This window comes from Ruegeria sp. THAF57 (genome assembly GCF_903914075.1).
In the GTDB taxonomy this organism is placed as follows: Bacteria; Pseudomonadota; Alphaproteobacteria; order Rhodobacterales; family Rhodobacteraceae; genus Ruegeria.
This window is the reverse complement of sequence record NZ_CAIWNQ010000006.1, coordinates 1-19,559: the sequence shown is the minus strand read 5'-3', so window position 1 is coordinate 19,559 and position 19,559 is coordinate 1. Positions and strand designations below refer to the sequence as shown.

Below are 19,559 nucleotides of genomic sequence, written 5' to 3'. Positions count from 1 at the left end.
GCGAGTATATTAACACCGCGCCGTCTCAGACGGTGCGGTGTTTTCGTATTCTCTTAGGTCTTGGTGTCGAAATGCAAGCAAAGCTAAGGCGGGCCCCAAACAGGCCCGCTCATCCGATTAGTTTTCGAAGGGAAGGCTGGTATACGCGCCGACTTCGTCGTTTCCTGTGCGTTCGTTGAAAGCTTTGATCATGTCATTTGTCGCCTCGGCGGCGCCGAGGTCGATGCTTTCCAGATCAAATTCAGAGAACGGGAACTCTGCCGCAGAGTCAGGTGGTTGCTTTGCCATCTGGACGGGGGCAGGGAAAGACTCTTCGTTGGGCACACCTTGGCGTGTTCGAATGCTATCCTTTGTCACATTCCACGTCATAAAGTCGGCAGCCAAATCCAAGGGGCCATCATAGGTTTCCCGAATTGCCGAATAGACGGCCAAGGCAATGTCGTGATCGTTTTGGAAGTGATAGCAAACGGCCAGCCGAGGTTCGGTTTCCGACATGATCTTACCGAACGCTTGCGCGGCGGTGTGCCCCTGAGAGCCGACAAAAATGGCTTCCGATGGTTCAAAGCCGTATTTTTCGATCATGAATTCTGGTGGGGTGAAACACTCGTGGATGGCAAGATCGACACCGGCGGCATGTTCTCTCCACCAGCGTGTTGGCAGCGTGTCGGACGAAAACGCAAATCTGAGGCCATTCCATTCCAAAAGGAAGCTAACCGATTGTTCACCATGAATCGCGGGCAGTGTCCGTACTTGAACGCCGTTTTCGTCAAAGATGACGTTGTTTACAGCTTTCCAGTCGAATTCATTTACCTCTAATTGCAATCCACGGGGATCAACCGCCGCGCCCCTGGTTGCTTCTTCCCAAGCCCACATCTTCATCATGTGGTCGGCCCAAGATTTCGTTCCCCATTCGGGTTTGATCCCCTCAGGTCCCCAAAGGCGAACTGGCGTCAGGCGGTTGTTTACAGGGCCGGTAAAGTAGAAGGCTGGAAAATCACCTGCGTGATCCAGGTGCAAATGGCCCAGAAACACTTTGTCTAGTTGATCCAACGGTATCCCAAGCGCCATGATACGCTCATACGAGCCTTCGCCCATGTCAAAGATGAACTTTTCACCGTTGCCCAGCTCAACGAGAAAACACGCCGCAGCCTGCTTGAGGCGTGGCTGGGGCATTCCGGTTCCACACGCGATAACGCGCATTTCGTCAGGGCCCAAAGTTTCCGTTCCGGGATAATAGACGGTCTGGTTCGGGTAAGGTTCAGTTCTGGACCATTCCGAAGGTTCTGTGTTCTGCGCAACGGCAGTCATCGCAGTGGCTGCAACAAGCCCAGCGCCCAGCACAATTGCGGGTGCAATAAGTCTGGAAAGCGTCATAAAAAGTCCTCCCTCAACGATTTCGCCGAAACAACGCAAAGATTCGCCCCATACAAGGTTCGCAATTTTTGAATGCGTCTGGCAAGGTTGCATAATCTTTGGCAGATCGGAGCAGTCGCACGAGCTGTGATCGGGTTTAGCTTATCTAGGGCGAAAGCTCTTTTCGCGTTGGGTTGTCACCCCTTGCCAACCCCCACATTCCGCTGTAAACGCCGCCTCTATCGTCTTCGGGCGAGATTCTCTCGTGGGAGGTTGCTGGGATCGCGATCCCGGATCGGACCACGCAACATAATCCGGGCAGGACGCGTCTTGCCTTAGTTGAAAGGAAACCAAATGGCCAAGAAGCTTGCTGGTACAATGAAACTGCAGGTTCCTGCAGGTCAGGCGAACCCGTCGCCGCCAGTTGGTCCGGCGCTGGGTCAGCGCGGCATCAACATCATGGAATTCTGCAAGGCGTTCAACGCCAAGACCGCAGACATGGAGCAAGGTGCCCCTTGCCCGACCGTGATCACCTATTATCAGGACAAGTCCTTCACCATGGACATCAAGACGCCGCCCGCGTCTTATTACCTGAAAAAAGCAGCTGGCCTGAAGCCGGTTGGCAAGCGTAACCGCCCCCGTGGCGCGGAAAACCCAGGTCGTGAGACCGTGGCAACCGTGACCACCAAGCAGGTTCGCGAAATCGCCGAAGCCAAAATGAAAGATCTGAACGCCAACGACGTCGAAGGCGCAATGCAGATCATCCTGGGCTCGGCCCGCTCTATGGGCATCGAGGTGAAGTAAGATGGCAAAACTTGGTAAACGTACCCGCGCTGCGCGCGAAGCTGTCGCTGGCAAGGAAAACCTGTCGATCGAAGAAGCTGTTGCTCTGGTAAAAGGCAACGCGACCTCGAAATTCGACGAGACCATCGAAATCGCTCTGAACCTCGGCGTTGACACCCGTCACGCAGACCAGATGGTTCGTGGCGTTGTCGGCCTGCCCAACGGCACCGGCAAAGCGATGCGCGTTGCTGTTTTCGCTCGTGGCCCCAAGGCGGACGAAGCGAAAGAAGCAGGCGCGGATATCGTTGGCGCAGAAGACCTGATGGAAACCATTCAGGGCGGCACCATCGAATTCGATCGCTGCATTGCCACCCCGGACATGATGCCGATCGTTGGCCGTCTGGGTAAAGTTCTGGGCCCCCGCAACCTGATGCCGAACCCCAAGGTTGGCACTGTGACCATGGACGTGAAAGCGGCCGTCGAAGCAGCCAAGGGTGGTGAAGTTCAGTTCAAGGCGGAAAAAGGCGGCGTTGTGCACGCCGGCGTTGGCAAAGCGTCGTTCGACGAAGCCAAGCTGGTTGAAAACGTCCGTGCCTTTGTCTCGGCTGTTGCCAAGGCCAAGCCGTCGGGCGCCAAAGGAACCTACATGAAGAAAATCGCGCTGAGCTCGACCATGGGCCCGGGTGTGACTCTGGATGTGGCGGCTGCTGCGGGCGAATAAGCCTTAACGCGAAGCAAAAAAGTATTGAGCCCGGGCAGTGCAAACTGTTCGGGCTTTTGCGTTCCACAGTCTAGTTTGCGGTGTCAAAGGCGATATCCAATCGCATTTCCAGACGCGTGCGCCTAAACTCCTCGAACGCGCTACAGGCAAAATCAGTGCGCCAATAGTCCAGCCAGTCTTTGAGTAATCGGCCACGAATGCAGAAATCGAGGATATCGGTGTCAATCGGCAGGCGGTAGCGGCGCAGGAACATTTGCTTGTTTCGCCGCAGAATACCGCTTTGGTCCACCTCGCTGGCTGGACCATCCCGAAAGATATCAGCCTTGAGAAAGTCGACGATATCGTAGACGGCCAGTTTTTCGCATACCTCAGTAAAGTCCAGACCGTAAGTTTTGCCTTGTCCGATAATCAGGTTCTGCCCGTGAAAATCACCATGTGAAAAGACCCTCAGGTCTTCGATCCCCTTAAGGCGTTCGCCTTCGGTCACCATGGTATCAATCATTTTCCGGCTTTTCTGCGCGATGTCATCCGGGACCGTTGCCGCAAGTTCGCAAATGCTGTCAATCATCCATTTCGGGCGGAACCCATAGTTGACGGGCGCCAGGCGGCTGTGAAAATCACTGAGCCAGGACCCCGCGCGACGATAGACCTGCGCCACTTGGTTATCGTCCTTGCTGTTATAAATCAGATCAACGGCTGTGGGCCGGTCGATGAATTCGGTGACCAGAAAGGCCCCTCCGGGCGATAGGTAGACAGGCTGCACGACACGGGACGTATCTGTGCGTTCAAAGTATCGGGACAGGTCAACCAATAACTCGAATTCGTCTTTCAGCCGACCGGTCGCCGGAGACTCGGTGTCGACCTTGAGGGCGAAGGATCCCGCTGTCGAGCGCAGAACCAGAACGGCCCGAGACTCTGCGAAGGCGTGCGACCGGTAGATACAGTCATACTGTGTCACTGGAGTGTGCAGGACCGTATTGGAAAACTCGTAAATAAATGCGGTGACCCGGTCATGTTCTTGATCCGAGAGCGGAAGAGAAGTAGCCAACGGGCCATGTCCTTGGTGATGTACCTTTCATCGGACTGGAACGCAGCGGGATTTGCGTGTCAACGGCAAGAATTCCGTTTTGAGGCCGGTTGGCGGAAAACCCTATGAAATCCGCACAGTTGGGTAGGTTCTGGTGGGTTCGAACTGGGGTGCAAAATGGCGTGGCCAAATTCGCAATTTACCCCTTGGAAACCCCAACCAACTGCCCTAATAAGACTTGCGGAGTAAAGCGTGCGATTCGTCGTGCGCTTTATTTCGTTTCGTCCAAGACGGTGGGTGGTGCCATTCGGCCCCTTAATCTCCTGCCTGAGACGGGTAAGACCAAAGAATTCTGAGGGTCGCGATCCTCGGGCGAGTTTTGGCCAATCCCGTAACAACGGACCTGAACGCCGGGGCGTATGCCGCGGCAAATATGAGCCGGGGTGAGTGATCGCCCCAAACTTGGAGAGAACTGTGGATAGAGCCCAGAAAGAGAAAGTGGTCGAGGAACTCGGCCAAATCTTCGAAAGCTCTGGCGTCGTAGTGGTAGCCCATTACGCCGGTCTGACAGTTGCCGAGATGCAGGACCTTCGCGCACGTGCTCGTGACGCGGGTGGTGCCGTGCGTGTTGCCAAGAACAGGCTTGCCAAAATCGCCCTCGACGGAAAGCCATGTGAAAGCATTGGTGACCTGCTGACGGGTATGACCGTTCTGACCTATTCCGAAGACCCCGTGGCAGCAGCCAAGGTGGCCGAGGACTTCGCCAAAGAGAACCAAAAGTTCGAAATTCTTGGCGGTGCAATGGGCGAGAACGCTCTGGACCGGGCTGGTGTTACAGCCGTGTCGAAAATGCCGTCGCGTGAAGAGCTTATTGCTACGATCGCTGGTATGCTTGGCGCGCCTGCTTCGAACATCGCCGGTGCAATTGGCGCACCTGCAAGCAACATCGCAAGCATCCTTTCCACCATCGAAGAGAAGGCGGAAGCTGCGTAAGCGGTTGGCACTGAATGATCTGCGTGGGGTGAATACCCTGACGTTGGAACACACACTGTAAAACGGAAAGAGCTAATACAATGGCTGATCTGAAAGCACTGGCAGAAAGCATCGTGGGTCTGACCCTGCTGGAAGCACAAGAACTGAAAACCATCCTCAAAGACGAGTACGGCATCGAGCCCGCAGCTGGCGGCGCCGTAATGGTCGCAGGTGCAGCTGGCGACGCCGGCGGTGCAGCTGCTGAGGAAAAAACCGAATTCGACGTCGTTCTGAAGAACGCCGGCGCTTCGAAAATCAACGTGATCAAAGAAGTTCGCGGCATCACCGGTCTGGGCCTGAAAGAAGCCAAAGAGCTGGTCGAAGCTGGCGGCAAGATCAAAGAAGGCGTGGACAAAGCAGAAGCCGAAGAGATCAAAGGCAAGCTGGAAGCAGCTGGCGCCGAGGTCGAACTGGCCTAAGTCAGTCCAATGGCGCATCGCTGATGCGTCGGAAATTTGGCTGGGTCCGGAGAAATCCGGGTCCAGCCGAACCTGTCTTAGAAAGGGCCTCAACTTTGGGGCGTTTTCTAAGACGCGGTTCTTGGATCGGGAGGCTGCCTTCGGGACGGTGGCCATGAATTGATCCGGACGTGTCGTCTCGAATGTGCAAGATGCCGGGGCCCGACGGTGTCTTTGCCCGCTGAGAACATCGAAAGGTGACATCTGACATGGCTCAAACGTTCCTTGGCCAGAAACGTCTTCGTAAATATTACGGCAAAATCCGTGAAGTTTTGGAAATGCCGAACCTCATTGAGGTCCAGAAATCTTCTTATGATCTTTTCCTGCGCTCCGGCGATGCAGAACAGCCTACTGACGGCGAAGGCATCAAAGGCGTGTTCCAGTCGGTTTTCCCGATCAAGGATTTCAACGAAACCTCCGTTCTGGAGTTCGTGAAATACGATCTGGAAAAACCCAAATATGACGTCGAAGAGTGCATGCAGCGCGACATGACCTACAGCGCACCGCTGAAGGTGACTCTGCGTCTGATCGTGTTTGATGTCGATGAGGACACCGGCGCGAAATCGGTCAAAGACATCAAGGAACAGGACGTGTTCATGGGCGACATGCCCCTGATGACGCCGAACGGCACGTTCATCGTGAACGGCACCGAGCGTGTGATCGTCAGCCAGATGCACCGTTCGCCCGGTGTGTTCTTTGACCACGATAAGGGCAAGACCCACTCGTCCGGTAAACTGTTGTTTGCCTGCCGCATCATCCCGTATCGCGGCAGCTGGCTGGACTTTGAGTTCGACGCCAAAGACATCGTGTTCGCCCGCATCGACCGCCGCCGCAAACTGCCTGTGACCACCCTGCTTTATGCGCTGGGTTTGGATCAGGAAGCCATCATGGACGCGTATTACGAGACCGTGTCCTACAAGCTGGACAAGAAGAAGGGATGGGTCACACCGTTCTTCCCCGAGCGCGTGCGCGGCACCCGTCCGACATATGATCTGATCGACGCGAAATCCGGTGAAGTGATTGCCGAAGCGGGCAAGAAAGTCACCCCGCGTGCGGTCAAGAAACTGATCGACGAAGGCACTGTCACCAACCTGTTGGTTCCGTTTGACCACATCGTCGGCAAGTTTGTCGCCAAGGACATCATCAACGAAGAAAACGGCGCGATTTATGTCGAGGCCGGTGATGAGCTGACCCTTGAATATGACAAGGACGGCGATCTGATTGGTGGTTCTGTCAAAGAACTGATCGACGCGGGCATCACCGATATTCCGGTTCTGGACATCGACAACGTCAACGTCGGCCCCTACATGCGCAACACCATGGCTCAGGACAAGAACCTGAACCGTGAAAGCGCGCTGATGGATATCTACCGCGTCATGCGTCCGGGTGAGCCGCCCACCGTCGAAGCGGCCTCGGCCCTGTTCGACACCCTGTTCTTCGACAGCGAGCGTTATGACCTGTCGGCTGTTGGTCGCGTGAAGATGAACATGCGCCTGGCTTTGGACGCGCCGGACACCCTGCGCACCCTGCGCCGCGAAGACATCGTGGCCTGCATCAAGGCTCTGGTGGAACTGCGTGACGGCAAGGGCGACGTGGACGATATCGACCACCTCGGCAACCGTCGTGTGCGTTCGGTCGGCGAACTGATGGAAAACCAGTACCGCGTTGGCCTGCTGCGCATGGAGCGCGCGATCAAAGAGCGTATGTCGTCGGTCGAGATTGACACCGTCATGCCGCAAGACTTGATCAACGCGAAACCGGCTGCGGCTGCCGTCCGCGAATTCTTCGGCTCGTCGCAGCTGTCGCAGTTCATGGACCAGACCAACCCGCTGTCGGAAGTCACCCACAAACGCCGCCTCTCGGCGCTTGGCCCCGGTGGTCTGACACGTGAGCGTGCGGGCTTTGAGGTGCGCGACGTACACCCGACCCACTATGGCCGGATGTGCCCGATTGAAACGCCCGAAGGTCCGAACATCGGTCTGATCAACTCGCTGGCCACCTTTGCCCGCGTGAACAAGTATGGCTTCATCGAAACACCCTACCGCGTCGTCAAAGACGCCGAGGTGACCGATGAGGTGCACTACATGTCCGCGACCGAAGAAATGCGTCACACCGTGGCGCAGGCGAACGCGACGCTGGATGCCGATGGCAAGTTCATCAACGATCTGGTTTCGACCCGTCAGGCCGGTGACTACACCCTCGCCCCGCGCGAGAATGTGGACCTGATCGACGTTAGCCCGAAACAGCTGGTCTCGGTCGCTGCATCGCTGATCCCGTTCCTTGAAAATGACGACGCCAACCGCGCTCTGATGGGCTCGAACATGCAACGTCAGGCGGTTCCGCTGCTGCGGGCCGAGGCGCCGCTAGTCGGTACCGGTATCGAGGAAAAGGTTGCGATCGACTCAGGCGCTGCGATTCAGGCGAAACGCGCCGGTATCATCGACCAGGTCGATGCCCAGCGTATCGTTATCCGCGCGACTGAGGATCTGGAACTGGGCGACGCTGGCGTAGACATCTACCGTCTGCGCAAATTCCAGCGTTCGAACCAGAACACCTGCATCAACCAGCGTCCGCTGATCAAGGTGGGTGACACCGTCCAGAAGGGCGAGGTCATTGCCGATGGTCCGTCGACCGATATGGGTGAACTGGCCCTTGGTAAGAACGTGGTCGTCGCGTTCATGCCGTGGAACGGTTACAACTACGAAGACTCGATCCTGATCTCGGAACGTATCGCGCGTGACGACGTCTTTACCTCGGTTCATATCGAGGAATTTGAAGTCGCCGCCCGTGACACCAAGCTGGGTCCGGAAGAGATCACCCGCGACATCCCGAACGTCGGTGAAGAAGCGCTGCGCAACCTCGACGAGGCGGGCATCGTTTACATCGGCGCGGATGTTGAGCCGGGCGATATTCTGGTCGGCAAGATCACTCCGAAGGGCGAAAGCCCGATGACCCCGGAAGAAAAGCTGCTGCGCGCCATCTTTGGTGAGAAAGCATCTGACGTGCGCGACACCTCGCTGCGCGTGAAGCCGGGCGATTACGGTACGGTCGTTGAGGTCCGCGTTTTCAACCGTCACGGCGTCGAGAAAGACGAGCGTGCGCTGCAGATCGAGCGTGAGGAAGTCGAACGTCTGGCCCGTGACCGGGACGACGAGCTGGCGATCCTGGACCGCAACATCTATGCGCGTCTGCAAGGTCTGATCCTGGGTAAAACCGCTGTGAAAGGCCCGAAAGGTGTCAAGGCAGGGTCGGTGATCACCGAGGAACTGCTGGAAACCCTGACCCGTGGTCAGTGGTGGCAGCTGGCGCTGGAGGGCGAGCAGGACGCACAGATCGTAGAAGCTCTGAACGAGCAGTACGAAGTGCAAAAGCGTGCTCTGGACGCCCGTTTCGAGGACAAAGTCGAGAAGGTTCGCCGTGGCGATGACCTGCCGCCGGGTGTGATGAAGATGGTCAAAGTCTTCATCGCCGTGAAGCGCAAGCTGCAGCCGGGCGACAAGATGGCCGGTCGTCACGGGAACAAAGGTGTGATCTCCAAGGTTGTTCCGATGGAAGACATGCCGTTCCTGGCCGATGGTACGCCGGTTGACTTCTGTCTGAACCCGCTGGGTGTGCCTTCGCGTATGAACGTTGGTCAGATCCTTGAAACCCACATGGGTTGGGCCGCACGCGGTCTGGGTCTGAACATCGACGACGCACTGGGTGAGTACCGCCGGTCCGGCGACCTGACCCCGGTGCGCGAAGCGATGAAGCTGGCCTATGGCGAGAATGTCTACGAAGAAGGCATCACCGGTCTGGACGAGGATGGCCTGATCGAGGCTGCGGGCAACGTGACCCGCGGTGTTCCGATCGCAACCCCGGTCTTCGACGGTGCCAAAGAGGCGGACGTCAACGACGCGCTTGTGCGTGCAGGTTTCTCGGAAAGCGGTCAGTCGGTTCTGTTCGACGGTCGTACCGGTGAGCAATTCGCACGTCCGGTGACCGTGGGCATCAAGTACCTGCTGAAACTGCACCACCTGGTGGACGACAAAATCCACGCGCGTTCGACCGGGCCGTACAGCCTGGTGACCCAGCAGCCGCTGGGTGGTAAGGCGCAGTTCGGTGGTCAGCGCTTTGGTGAGATGGAAGTCTGGGCTCTGGAAGCTTACGGCGCCGCCTACACCCTGCAGGAGATGCTGACGGTGAAATCGGATGACGTCGCCGGCCGGACCAAGGTCTATGAGTCGATCGTCAAGGGCGAGGATAACTTTGAAGCGGGCGTACCGGAATCGTTCAACGTTCTGGTTAAAGAAGTCCGTGGCCTCGGCCTGAATATGGAACTCCTGGATGCGGAGGTTGAGGAGTGAGGGCGCTGCCCTTTCTCCCGTCCCCCCTTCCGCAAGATTTGAGGTAACAAATGAACCAGGAAATCACCAACAACCCGTTCAACCCGCTGACGCCCCCGAAGGTCTTTGACGAGATCAAGGTCTCGCTGGCGTCGCCCGAGCGGATTCTGTCTTGGTCCTATGGCGAGATCAAGAAACCCGAAACCATCAACTACCGGACGTTCAAGCCCGAGCGTGACGGTCTGTTCTGCGCGCGTATCTTTGGCCCGATCAAAGATTACGAATGTCTGTGCGGCAAATATAAGCGGATGAAGTATCGCGGCGTTGTCTGCGAGAAATGCGGTGTGGAAGTCACCCTGCAGAAAGTCCGCCGCGAGCGTATGGGTCACATCGAACTGGCCGCGCCTGTTGCGCATATCTGGTTCCTGAAATCGCTGCCGTCCCGCATCGGTCTGATGCTGGACATGACGCTGCGCGATCTGGAACGCGTTCTGTACTTTGAAAACTACGTCGTCATCGAGCCCGGTCTGACCGACCTGACCTACGGCCAGATGCTGACCGAAGAAGAGTACATGGATGCGCAGGATGCCTATGGCATGGACGCGTTCACCGCCAATATCGGTGCCGAAGCCATCCGTGAGATGCTGGCCCAGATCGATCTGGAAGCCGAAGCCGAGCAGCTGCGCGCTGATCTGGCCGAAGCCACCGGTGAACTGAAGCCCAAGAAGATCATCAAGCGTCTGAAAGTTGTCGAATCCTTCCTCGAGTCGGGCAACCGGCCGGAGTGGATGGTGATGACCGTGATCCCGGTCATTCCACCGGAACTGCGTCCGCTGGTTCCGCTGGATGGTGGCCGTTTCGCGACCTCGGATCTGAACGATCTGTATCGCCGCGTCATCAACCGGAACAACCGTCTGAAGCGTCTGATCGAGCTGCGCGCGCCTGACATCATCGTCCGCAACGAAAAGCGGATGCTGCAGGAATCCGTGGACGCTCTGTTCGACAACGGCCGTCGTGGCCGCGTGATCACCGGCGCCAACAAGCGTCCGCTGAAATCGCTGTCGGACATGCTGAAAGGTAAACAGGGTCGCTTCCGTCAGAACCTTCTGGGTAAGCGCGTCGACTTCTCGGGCCGTTCGGTCATTGTGACCGGTCCGGAACTCAAGCTGCACCAATGTGGTCTGCCCAAGAAGATGGCGTTGGAACTGTTCAAGCCGTTCATCTACTCGCGCCTTGAAGCTAAGGGTCTGTCTTCGACCGTGAAACAGGCGAAGAAACTGGTCGAGAAAGAGCGTCCCGAAGTGTGGGATATCCTCGACGAGGTGATCCGCGAACACCCTGTCATGCTGAACCGTGCGCCTACGCTGCACCGTCTTGGCATTCAGGCGTTCGAACCGGTTCTGATCGAAGGCAAAGCCATCCAGCTGCACCCGCTGGTCTGTTCGGCCTTTAACGCCGACTTTGACGGTGACCAGATGGCGGTTCACGTGCCTCTGAGCCTTGAGGCCCAGTTGGAAGCCCGTGTTCTGATGATGTCAACGAACAACGTTCTGTCGCCTGCAAACGGCGCACCGATCATTGTTCCGTCGCAGGATATGATCCTGGGTCTGTACTATGTGACCCTGGAACGCGAAGGGATGCCGGGTGAAGGCAAGGTCTTTGGTTCGATCGAAGAAGTTCAGCACGCGCTGGACGCGGGTGAGGTGCATCTGCACACCAAGATCACCGCGCGGATCACGCAAATCGACGACGAAGGCAACGAAGTTCAGAAGCGTTACGAGACCACTCCGGGCCGTCTGCGTCTGGGTGCCTTGCTGCCGATGAACAACAAAGCGCCGTTCGAGCTGGTCAACCGTCTGCTGCGGAAGAAAGAAGTGCAGCAGGTGATCGACACCGTCTACCGATACTGCGGTCAGAAAGAGTCGGTTATCTTCTGTGACCAGATCATGTCGATGGGCTTCAAAGAAGCCTTCAAGGCGGGCATTTCGTTCGGTAAGGACGACATGGTCATTCCGGGCGACAAGTGGGGCATTGTCGATGACACCCGCGATCAGGTGAAAGACTTTGAACAGCAGTACATGGACGGCCTGATCACTCAGGGCGAAAAGTACAACAAAGTCGTCGATGCCTGGTCGAAGTGTAACGACCGCGTGACCGACGCGATGATGAGCACGATCTCATCCTCGGATCGGGCAGAGGACGGGTCTGAACAGGAACCGAACTCGGTCTACATGATGGCTCACTCGGGTGCGCGTGGCTCGGTCACTCAGATGAAACAGCTGGGCGGTATGCGCGGCCTGATGGCCAAGCCGAACGGTGACATCATCGAGACGCCGATCATCTCGAACTTTAAAGAAGGTCTGACCGTTCTCGAGTACTTCAACTCGACCCACGGTGCCCGTAAGGGTCTGTCGGATACCGCTCTGAAGACGGCGAACTCGGGTTACCTGACCCGTCGTCTGGTGGACGTGGCGCAAGACTGTATCGTTCGTGAGATCGACTGTGGCACCGAGCGTGCGATCACTGCCGAAGCCGCCGTGAACGACGGTGAGGTTGTCGCCTCGTTGGCCGAACGTGTGCTGGGCCGTGTGGCGGCTGACGATGTTCTGCGTCCGGGCACCGATGAGGTAATCGTCGCAGCCGGTCAGTTGATCGACGAACGTATGGCTGACACCATTGATGAAGCCGGCGTTGCCTCAATGCGCATCCGCTCGCCTCTGACCTGTGAGTCCGAGGAAGGCGTCTGTGCAACCTGCTACGGTCGTGACCTCGCACGCGGGACCATGGTGAACACAGGTGAAGCTGTCGGCATCATCGCCGCGCAGTCAATCGGTGAACCCGGTACACAGCTGACCATGCGGACCTTCCACATCGGTGGTGTTGCGCAAGGTGGTCAGCAGTCGTTCCAGGAAGCCAACCAGGAAGGCGTTGTCGCGTTCGAGAACCCGCAGATTCTGGTCAATGCCGCAGGCGAAAGCCTGGTCATGGGCCGGAACATGAAGCTGGTGATCAACGACGAACACGGCGAAGAGCGTGCCAGCTTCAAGCTGGGCTACGGTTCCAAGCTGTTCGTCAAAGATGGCGCAACCGTTGCCCGTGGCGACAAGCTGTTCGAGTGGGATCCCTACACCCTGCCGATCATCGCCGAGAAAGCCGGTACTGCGAAATACGTTGACCTTGTTTCGGGCCTTGCTGTCCGTGACGAGACCGACGAAGCAACCGGCATGACCCAGAAGATCGTGATCGACTGGCGCGCCGCCCCCAAAGGCAGCGACCTGAAGCCTGAGATCATTCTGGTCGGTGAAGATGGCGAGCCGGTCCGCAACGATGCGGGCAATCCGGTTCACTATCCGATGTCGGTGGATGCGATCCTGTCGGTTGAAGATGGTCAGACCATCGAAGCCGGTGACGTTGTTGCGCGTATCCCGCGTGAAGGTGCCAAGACCAAGGACATCACCGGTGGTCTGCCGCGTGTGGCCGAACTGTTCGAAGCCCGCCGTCCGAAAGATCACGCGATCATCGCAGAAGCCGATGGTTACGTGCGCTTTGGTCGCGACTACAAGAACAAGCGCCGCATCAGCATCGAACCGGCTGACGAGTCCATGGAGACCATCGAATACATGGTTCCCAAGGGCAAGCACATCCCGGTCGCCGAAGGGGACTTCATCCAGAAGGGTGAATACCTGATGGACGGTAATCCGGCTCCGCATGACATCCTGTCCATCATGGGTGTCGAAGCGCTGGCGGATTACATGATCGACGAGGTGCAGGACGTCTATCGTCTGCAGGGCGTGAAGATCAACGACAAGCACATCGAGGTCATCGTGCGCCAGATGCTGCAGAAGTGGGAGATCCTGGATTCAGGCGACACCACCCTGCTGAAAGGCGAGCATGTCGACAAGCAAGAGTTCGACGCAGCCAACGAAAAGACCATCGCCCGCGGTGGTCGTCCGGCACAGGGCGAGCCGATCCTTCTGGGGATTACCAAAGCCTCGTTGCAGACGCGTTCGTTCATCTCGGCGGCGTCGTTCCAGGAAACCACCCGTGTGCTGACCGAAGCGTCGGTACAAGGCAAGAAAGACAAGCTGGTTGGCCTAAAAGAGAACGTCATCGTCGGCCGCCTGATCCCCGCCGGTACCGGTGGTGCGACACAGGCCGTGCGTCAGGTTGCGCAATCGCGTGACAACGTGGTGATCGAAGCCCGCCGGGAAGAGGCCGAAGCCGCCGCTGCCCTGGCCGCTCCGGTCATTGACGACGACATGGTTGGTGATGAGCTGGACGTGGTGGTCGACACCCCGGAAAGCCGCGAATAAGAGAACCTTCAGAACAAAGAACAGGCCCTGCGAAAACGCGGGGCCTTTTCTTTTGGGCAAGGCCGTCGCCTTCGCCGGATGATGGGTGCCAAGCGCTGAGGGTTAAGACCAGAAAGTCGAGCGCGACTACATTAAACGCACCTTTTGCCGATACGCTATGGATTGGTGGCGATGCGGTTATTGCCTGAAACCTTGAGGGTCTTTCTCGAAAATAATCTCGGCAAAAATAGTAGTATCAAAAAAAAAATTTTTTAATTTCAGTACCTTAGAAAAAATGTCAATCTTGTGGTTCGAGGCCAAGTATTGACTTGTCATACTTCGTCCGCGCGAATGTGCGGGACGATACTCGAGTTTTGTTTCAATGACCCCAAACATGAAAGGCGCCCTGTTGATGATGGGCAGCATGGCTGCGTTTACCATCAACGATACCTTGGTAAAGGTTGCAGGGGCCGAGATTCCTTTGTTTCAGATGGTGGCAATGCGGGGTGTTCTGGCGACGGTTCTTGTTTTCCTGCTGGTTCGCCATTTTGGTGCGCTTCATCTGAATTTTCCGCGCCAAGACAAATGGCTTGTCGCCGCGCGCTGTCTGGCCGAGTTGTCGGCCACGTTCTTCTTTTTGACAGCGCTTTTGCATATGCCGCTGGCGAATGTGACGGCTGTCCTGCAGGCCTTGCCGTTGACCGTAACGCTGGGGGCTGCGCTGTTTTTCCGCGAATATATCGGTTGGCGACGGGTCGCTGCGATCGGGATGGGCTTTGTCGGCATGTTGTTGATCGTGCGGCCCGGCCCCGAGGGTTTTAGTGTTTTCTCAATTTATGCGCTGATTGCGGTGGCTTCGGTGACTGCACGGGACTTGATCACACGACGTATGTCCAGCCGTGTGCCTTCGCTTGTTGTGACACTCGCAACGACTGTGACGATTACGTTGGCTGCAAGTGTCGCCACGTTTGTAACGGGATGGCAGCCCGTGCCGACCGACGCGGGTATATTGGTCGCCTCCGCCGCCGTGTTTGTTCTGATGGGATACCTGTTCAGCGTTATGGTGATGCGCGAAGGGGATGTGGGTTTTGTCGCACCTTTCCGCTATTCCAGCCTGATCTGGGCACTGGGGCTGGGTTGGGTGGTGTTCGGTGACTGGCCGGACGCAATTACAATGCTGGGCGCAGTGCTTGTCGTTGGCGCGGGTCTGTTCACGCTGTTCCGTGAACGCGCCGGACAGCGTCCTGTTCAATCGCGAAACGCGCGATAAACTCGCCTTCCTGTTCCGGGGTAAGGGGCAGTAACTCGGCGCTGTTTTTGCGGGCGTGGGGAGAGTCGTTGAACTGGTTCAGTGTGCGTACCCACATTGGCGCATCAGGATAGCTGATCACCGGCATGAAATTCCCCATCCGGTAATGAGAGAAATTCATGATCGTCAGGTCACACCTGCCGCGCACATACATGCCCAAACCCACACCGAGCAAAGGCTGAAACTTCGGCGCTGCCAAAATCCCATTGGGACCGAACCGTGCAAGAAATCCGTTGTTGTAGTCGATTGCGACAGTTTTATTTTTTTCGATCAGCCCTTTGCCGTCCTGCAGGGCAATTCGCAGCCGTTCGACGAAATCAACGGATACTGCATCGTCGTCGTCATGACGGAATTGCAGACAAGGCGCATCGGGGTTTTCACGTGCGGCGTTCAGAACCTCTTTCATGACGAGGCGCTGTCGCTTGGGCTCTCGGGCGATGATCCTGATTTGTTTCATGCCCGCCGTCAGATCGTGCAGCCGGTCAAAGGCGGGCTTGGGCAGGCAATCACCTATCACGACCAGCAGTTGAAAATCCTCGTCGGTCTGTTCTTTGAAACAGGGCAGGGTGGTTGTTTCGAACAGGCGAAACCGCTCTTCCAGGCGAGCGGGGTTATAGAGATAGGCGCGGCGCTCTTCGATCGTATCATGTTCGATCTGAAAGCCGCCATAAGCAGGGTAAGAAAAGCGGCACAGACCGATAACTTGCATGTTTCATCCATGAGGCGGGGCGTTGCCGGGGACTATGCCCACACGACCCGAAACCCGCAACGCCTGATGTGCTGGAAGTGCTGGGCAAACTACGATAATCCAAGGCGAAGCCGTCGGTAGGGCACCAGATCAGGTGTGCTGTTGACACTTGGGCCGACTCCCCCTATTACGCGCGTCATCTCGGTACCGGGGGCCGCCCCATAACCGATTTCAGTAATGAACTGGTCAAGGCCCGGACAATTTTGCCGTTCGCGCCCTCTGATAACCAACCGCGACGTTCACCTCGGAATGGGAACGCTCGCGGGTTTTGCGCTTGTGGACGCATGAGTGCAGCGAATTTAACCGCACGCAATGCGCGTGCATGTCATGTGTGTTGCAAAACGGGGAAGAAACCGGAATGCCAACTATTCAACAGCTGATCCGCAAACCGCGGCAGCCCAAAGTAAAACGCTCGAAGTCCATGCACCTGGAGCAGTGCCCGCAGAAACGCGGCGTCTGCACACGTGTGTATACCACCACACCGAAAAAGCCGAACTCGGCTATGCGTAAGGTTGCCAAGGTGCGCCTGACCAACGGGTTCGAGGTCATCTCGTACATCCCCGGTGAAAGCCACAACCTGCAGGAACACTCGGTTGTTCTGATCCGTGGCGGCCGTGTAAAAGACCTTCCCGGTGTGCGTTACCACATCCTTCGCGGTGTTCTGGATACTCAGGGCGTCAAAGATCGTAAGCAACGTCGTTCGAAATACGGCGCGAAGCGTCCCAAGTAAGAAGGAGAGGCTGATATGTCACGTCGTCACGCCGCCGAAAAACGCGAAGTCCTGCCTGACGCCAAATTTGGCGACAAGGTTCTGACCAAATTCATGAACAACCTGATGATCGACGGCAAGAAGTCGGTCGCAGAGCGCATCGTTTACAACGCGTTTGACCGCGTTGAGAACAAGGTAAAGCGCGCACCGGTCGAAGTGTTCCACGAAGCGCTCGACAACATCAAACCGTCGGTCGAGGTTCGCTCGCGCCGGGTTGGTGGTGCAACCTATCAGGTTCCGGTCGAAGTCCGCCCCGAACGCCGCGAAGCACTGGCCATCCGTTGGCTGATCACCGCTGCGCGCGGCCGCAACGAAAACACCATGGAAGAACGCCTCGCCGGCGAGCTGCTGGACGCTGTACAGTCCCGCGGTACCGCCGTGAAGAAGCGCGAAGACACCCACAAGATGGCCGAGGCGAACAAAGCCTTCAGCCACTACCGTTGGTAATCCAGAGGCTTATCAAAAATGGCACGCGAATATCCGCTCGAACTATACCGTAACTTCGGTATCATGGCGCACATCGACGCAGGTAAGACCACCTGCTCGGAGCGTATCCTGTATTACACTGGTAAATCCCACAACATCGGTGAGGTGCACGATGGTGCAGCCACCATGGACTGGATGGAGCAGGAGCAGGAACGCGGCATCACCATCACTTCGGCTGCGACTACCACTTTCTGGGAGCGCACCGAAGACGGTAAAACCGCCGATACCCCCAAGCACCGCCTGAACATCATCGACACCCCCGGCCACGTTGACTTCACTATCGAAGTTGAACGCTCGTTGGCGGTTCTCGACGGTGCCGTTTGCGTTCTGGACGCAAACGCCGGTGTTGAGCCCCAGACCGAAACCGTGTGGCGTCAGGCTGACCGCTACAAGGTTCCGCGTATGGTTTTCGTCAACAAAATGGACAAGATCGGCGCAGACTTCTTCAACTGCGTTCGCATGATCGAAGACCGCACCGGCGCACGCGCTGTTCCGGTTGGTATTCCGATCGGCGCCGAGTCCGAGCTGGAAGGCCTGATCGACCTGGTCACCATGGAAGAGTGGCTGTGGCAGGGCGAAGATCTGGGCGCAAGCTGGATCAAAGCTCCGATCCGCGACAGCCTGAAAGACATGGCTGACGAATGGCGCGGCAAGATGATCGAAGCGGCCGTCGAAATGGACGACGACGCGATGATGGAATACCTGGAAGGCAATGAGCCCGATGTTGAGACCCTGCGCGCCCTGCTGCGTAAAGGGACCCTGGACATCGCGTTTGTTCCGGTTCTGGGTGGTTCGGCGTTCAAAAACAAAGGTGTTCAGCCGCTGCTGAACGCTGTGATCGACTATCTGCCCAGCCCGCTGGACGTTGTTGATTACATGGGCTTCGCCCCCGGCGACGAAAACGAAGAGCGTAACATCGCGCGTCGTGCAGACGACGACATGGCGTTCTCGGGTCTGGCGTTCAAAATCATGAACGACCCCTTCGTTGGCTCGCTGACCTTCACCCGGATCTACTCGGGCACCATGAACAAGGGTGACTCGATCCTGAACTCGACCAAAGGTAAGAAAGAGCGCATCGGTCGTATGATGATGATGCACTCGAACAACCGGGAAGAGATCGAAGAAGCGTTTGCAGGCGACATCATCGCGCTGGCGGGTCTGAAAGACACCACCACCGGTGACACCCTGTGCGATGCGAAAGAGCCGGTGGTTCTGGAAACCATGACCTTCCCCGATCCGGTGATCGAAATCGCGGTCGAGCCCAAAACCAAGGGCGACCAGGAGAAGATGTCTCAGGGTCTGGCCCGTCTGGCCGCCGAAGACCCGTCCTTCCGTGTGGAAACTGATCTGGAATCGGGTCAGACCATCATGAAGGGCATGGGCGAACTTCACCTGGACATCCTGGTTGACCGTCTGAAGCGCGAGTTCAAGGTTGAAGCGAACATTGGTGCACCTCAGGTGGCCTATCGCGAAACCATCTCGATGCCGGTCGAACACACCTACACCCACAAGAAACAGTCGGGTGGTTCGGGTCAGTTCGGTGAGGTCAAGCTGGAGATCCAGCCGACCGAGCCAGGCGAAGGTTATTCGTTCGAGTCCCGCATTGTTGGTGGTGCCGTTCCGAAGGAATACATTCCGGGCGTTGAAAAAGGCATCAACTCGGTCATGGATAGCGGCCCGCTGGCTGGCTTCCCCGTGATCGACTTCAAGGTTGCTCTGCTGGACGGTAAGTTCCACGACGTTGACTCGAGCGTTCTGGCGTTCGAAATCGCGGCCCGTATGTGTATGCGTGAAGGCATGCGCAAAGCTGGCGCGAAACTGCTGGAACCGATCATGAAGGTCGAAGTGATCACCCCGGAAGAATACACCGGCGGTATCATCGGCGACCTGACCTCGCGTCGTGGCCAGGTGTCTGGTCAGGAACCGCGCGGCAACGCAATCGCGATCGACGCGTTCGTTCCGCTGGCGAACATGTTCGGCTACATCAACACCCTGCGTTCGATGTCGTCGGGCCGTGCCCAGTTCACCATGCAGTTCGACCACTACGATCCGGTTCCGCAGAACATCTCGGACGAGATTCAGGCGAAATACGCATAAGACGGTGCGCCGGGCTAAGGCCCGGCATACCAAATACCCGTAGGCCGGGCTTTAGCCCGGCACCCGCAAATTAAGGAGGCCATCATGGCAAAGGAAAAGTTTGAGCGTACAAAACCGCACGTCAACATCGGCACGATTGGCCACGTTGACCATGGTAAA

At 57.2% G+C, this 19,559-nt stretch carries 13 protein-coding genes; 10 read left to right on the top strand and 3 right to left on the bottom strand.

What is annotated here, in order from left to right; all coding sequences use genetic code 11:
• Window positions 1–117: 117 nt before the first annotated feature.
• On the bottom strand, window positions 118–1,374 hold the full coding sequence (gene gntH / locus RUESEDTHA_RS14615; RefSeq protein WP_180887513.1) for a guanitoxin biosynthesis MBL fold metallo-hydrolase GntH: 1,257 nt from the start codon (window positions 1,372–1,374) through the stop codon (window positions 118–120).
• Window positions 1,375–1,707: 333 nt separating this feature from the next.
• Here gntH and rplK point away from each other — a divergent pair, with 333 nt between their 5' ends.
• Together rplK and rplA are read left to right on the top strand one after the other, a co-directional pair.
• The gene (rplK, locus tag RUESEDTHA_RS14610; RefSeq protein WP_113791694.1) at window positions 1,708–2,157 is read left to right on the top strand and encodes a 50S ribosomal protein L11; all 450 of its coding nucleotides are present in this window, start codon (window positions 1,708–1,710) and stop codon (window positions 2,155–2,157) included.
• Window position 2,158: 1 nt separating this feature from the next.
• Window positions 2,159–2,857 (top strand): 50S ribosomal protein L1, encoded by a 699-nt coding sequence (gene rplA, locus RUESEDTHA_RS14605; RefSeq protein ID WP_171124308.1) that lies wholly within the window; start codon window positions 2,159–2,161, stop codon window positions 2,855–2,857.
• A gap of 70 nt (window positions 2,858–2,927) precedes the next feature.
• Here the strand turns inward: rplA and RUESEDTHA_RS14600 are convergent, their stop codons facing one another.
• Window positions 2,928–3,905, bottom strand: coding sequence for a phosphotransferase (locus RUESEDTHA_RS14600; RefSeq protein WP_180887512.1), 978 nt, complete (start codon window positions 3,903–3,905; stop codon window positions 2,928–2,930).
• A gap of 453 nt (window positions 3,906–4,358) precedes the next feature.
• Between RUESEDTHA_RS14600 and rplJ the strand changes: the two genes are divergently transcribed.
• From rplJ to RUESEDTHA_RS14575, 5 genes are all read left to right on the top strand, one after another.
• Complete coding sequence (rplJ, locus tag RUESEDTHA_RS14595; RefSeq protein WP_170355300.1) at window positions 4,359–4,877, top strand: 50S ribosomal protein L10; 519 nt, start codon at window positions 4,359–4,361, stop codon at window positions 4,875–4,877.
• 80 nt (window positions 4,878–4,957) lie between these two features.
• Window positions 4,958–5,335, top strand: a complete 378-nt coding sequence (gene rplL, locus RUESEDTHA_RS14590; RefSeq protein ID WP_170485701.1) for a 50S ribosomal protein L7/L12 — start codon at window positions 4,958–4,960, stop codon at window positions 5,333–5,335.
• A gap of 248 nt (window positions 5,336–5,583) precedes the next feature.
• On the top strand, window positions 5,584–9,720 hold the full coding sequence (rpoB, locus tag RUESEDTHA_RS14585) for a DNA-directed RNA polymerase subunit beta (RefSeq protein ID WP_180887511.1): 4,137 nt from the start codon (window positions 5,584–5,586) through the stop codon (window positions 9,718–9,720).
• 50 nt (window positions 9,721–9,770) lie between these two features.
• Window positions 9,771–14,012 carry a DNA-directed RNA polymerase subunit beta' gene (rpoC, locus tag RUESEDTHA_RS14580; protein ID WP_180887510.1) on the top strand — a complete coding sequence of 1,414 codons (4,242 nt, stop codon included), beginning with the start codon at window positions 9,771–9,773 and terminating at the stop codon, window positions 14,010–14,012.
• 361 nt (window positions 14,013–14,373) lie between these two features.
• Window positions 14,374–15,261: a DMT family transporter gene (locus tag RUESEDTHA_RS14575; RefSeq protein ID WP_180887509.1), complete on the top strand. Its 888-nt coding sequence runs from the start codon at window positions 14,374–14,376 to the stop codon at window positions 15,259–15,261.
• Here the strand turns inward: RUESEDTHA_RS14575 and RUESEDTHA_RS14570 are convergent.
• Complete coding sequence (locus RUESEDTHA_RS14570) at window positions 15,203–16,009, bottom strand: putative rhamnosyl transferase (protein ID WP_180887508.1); 807 nt, start codon at window positions 16,007–16,009, stop codon at window positions 15,203–15,205. The two genes, RUESEDTHA_RS14575 and RUESEDTHA_RS14570, sit on opposite strands and share 59 nt — an antisense overlap.
• 397 nt (window positions 16,010–16,406) lie before the next feature.
• On the opposite strand from RUESEDTHA_RS14570, the gene rpsL reads away from it, so the two are divergent.
• Genes rpsL through fusA form a run of 3 tightly spaced genes read left to right on the top strand, consistent with a single transcriptional unit; the run spans window position 16,407 to window position 19,400 of the window.
• Window positions 16,407–16,778, top strand: coding sequence for a 30S ribosomal protein S12 (gene rpsL, locus RUESEDTHA_RS14565; protein ID WP_005621086.1), 372 nt, complete (start codon window positions 16,407–16,409; stop codon window positions 16,776–16,778).
• A 15-nt stretch (window positions 16,779–16,793) separates the two neighbouring features.
• Window positions 16,794–17,264 carry a 30S ribosomal protein S7 gene (gene rpsG / locus RUESEDTHA_RS14560; RefSeq protein ID WP_010441203.1) on the top strand — a complete coding sequence of 157 codons (471 nt, stop codon included), beginning with the start codon at window positions 16,794–16,796 and terminating at the stop codon, window positions 17,262–17,264.
• Between the two features lie 18 nt (window positions 17,265–17,282).
• Window positions 17,283–19,400: an elongation factor G gene (fusA, locus tag RUESEDTHA_RS14555; protein WP_171124295.1), complete on the top strand. Its 2,118-nt coding sequence runs from the start codon at window positions 17,283–17,285 to the stop codon at window positions 19,398–19,400.
• Window positions 19,401–19,559: the final 159 nt, after the last annotated feature.

Excerpts from the sequence above, each read along its gene's own strand:
- gntH (WP_180887513.1), bottom strand. The coding sequence starts at position 1,374 with ATGACGCTTTCCAGACTTATTGCACCCGCAATTGTGCTGGGCGCTGGG.
- rplK (WP_113791694.1), top strand. The coding sequence starts at position 1,708 with ATGGCCAAGAAGCTTGCTGGTACAATGAAACTGCAGGTTCCTGCAGGT.
- rplA (WP_171124308.1), top strand. The coding sequence starts at position 2,159 with ATGGCAAAACTTGGTAAACGTACCCGCGCTGCGCGCGAAGCTGTCGCT.
- rplL (WP_170485701.1), top strand. The coding sequence starts at position 4,958 with ATGGCTGATCTGAAAGCACTGGCAGAAAGCATCGTGGGTCTGACCCTG.
- rpoB (WP_180887511.1), top strand. The coding sequence starts at position 5,584 with ATGGCTCAAACGTTCCTTGGCCAGAAACGTCTTCGTAAATATTACGGC.
- rpoC (WP_180887510.1), top strand. The coding sequence starts at position 9,771 with ATGAACCAGGAAATCACCAACAACCCGTTCAACCCGCTGACGCCCCCG.
- RUESEDTHA_RS14575 (WP_180887509.1), top strand. The coding sequence starts at position 14,374 with ATGACCCCAAACATGAAAGGCGCCCTGTTGATGATGGGCAGCATGGCT.
- RUESEDTHA_RS14570 (WP_180887508.1), bottom strand. The coding sequence starts at position 16,009 with ATGCAAGTTATCGGTCTGTGCCGCTTTTCTTACCCTGCTTATGGCGGC.
- rpsL (WP_005621086.1), top strand. The coding sequence starts at position 16,407 with ATGCCAACTATTCAACAGCTGATCCGCAAACCGCGGCAGCCCAAAGTA.
- rpsG (WP_010441203.1), top strand. The coding sequence starts at position 16,794 with ATGTCACGTCGTCACGCCGCCGAAAAACGCGAAGTCCTGCCTGACGCC.
- fusA (WP_171124295.1), top strand. The coding sequence starts at position 17,283 with ATGGCACGCGAATATCCGCTCGAACTATACCGTAACTTCGGTATCATG.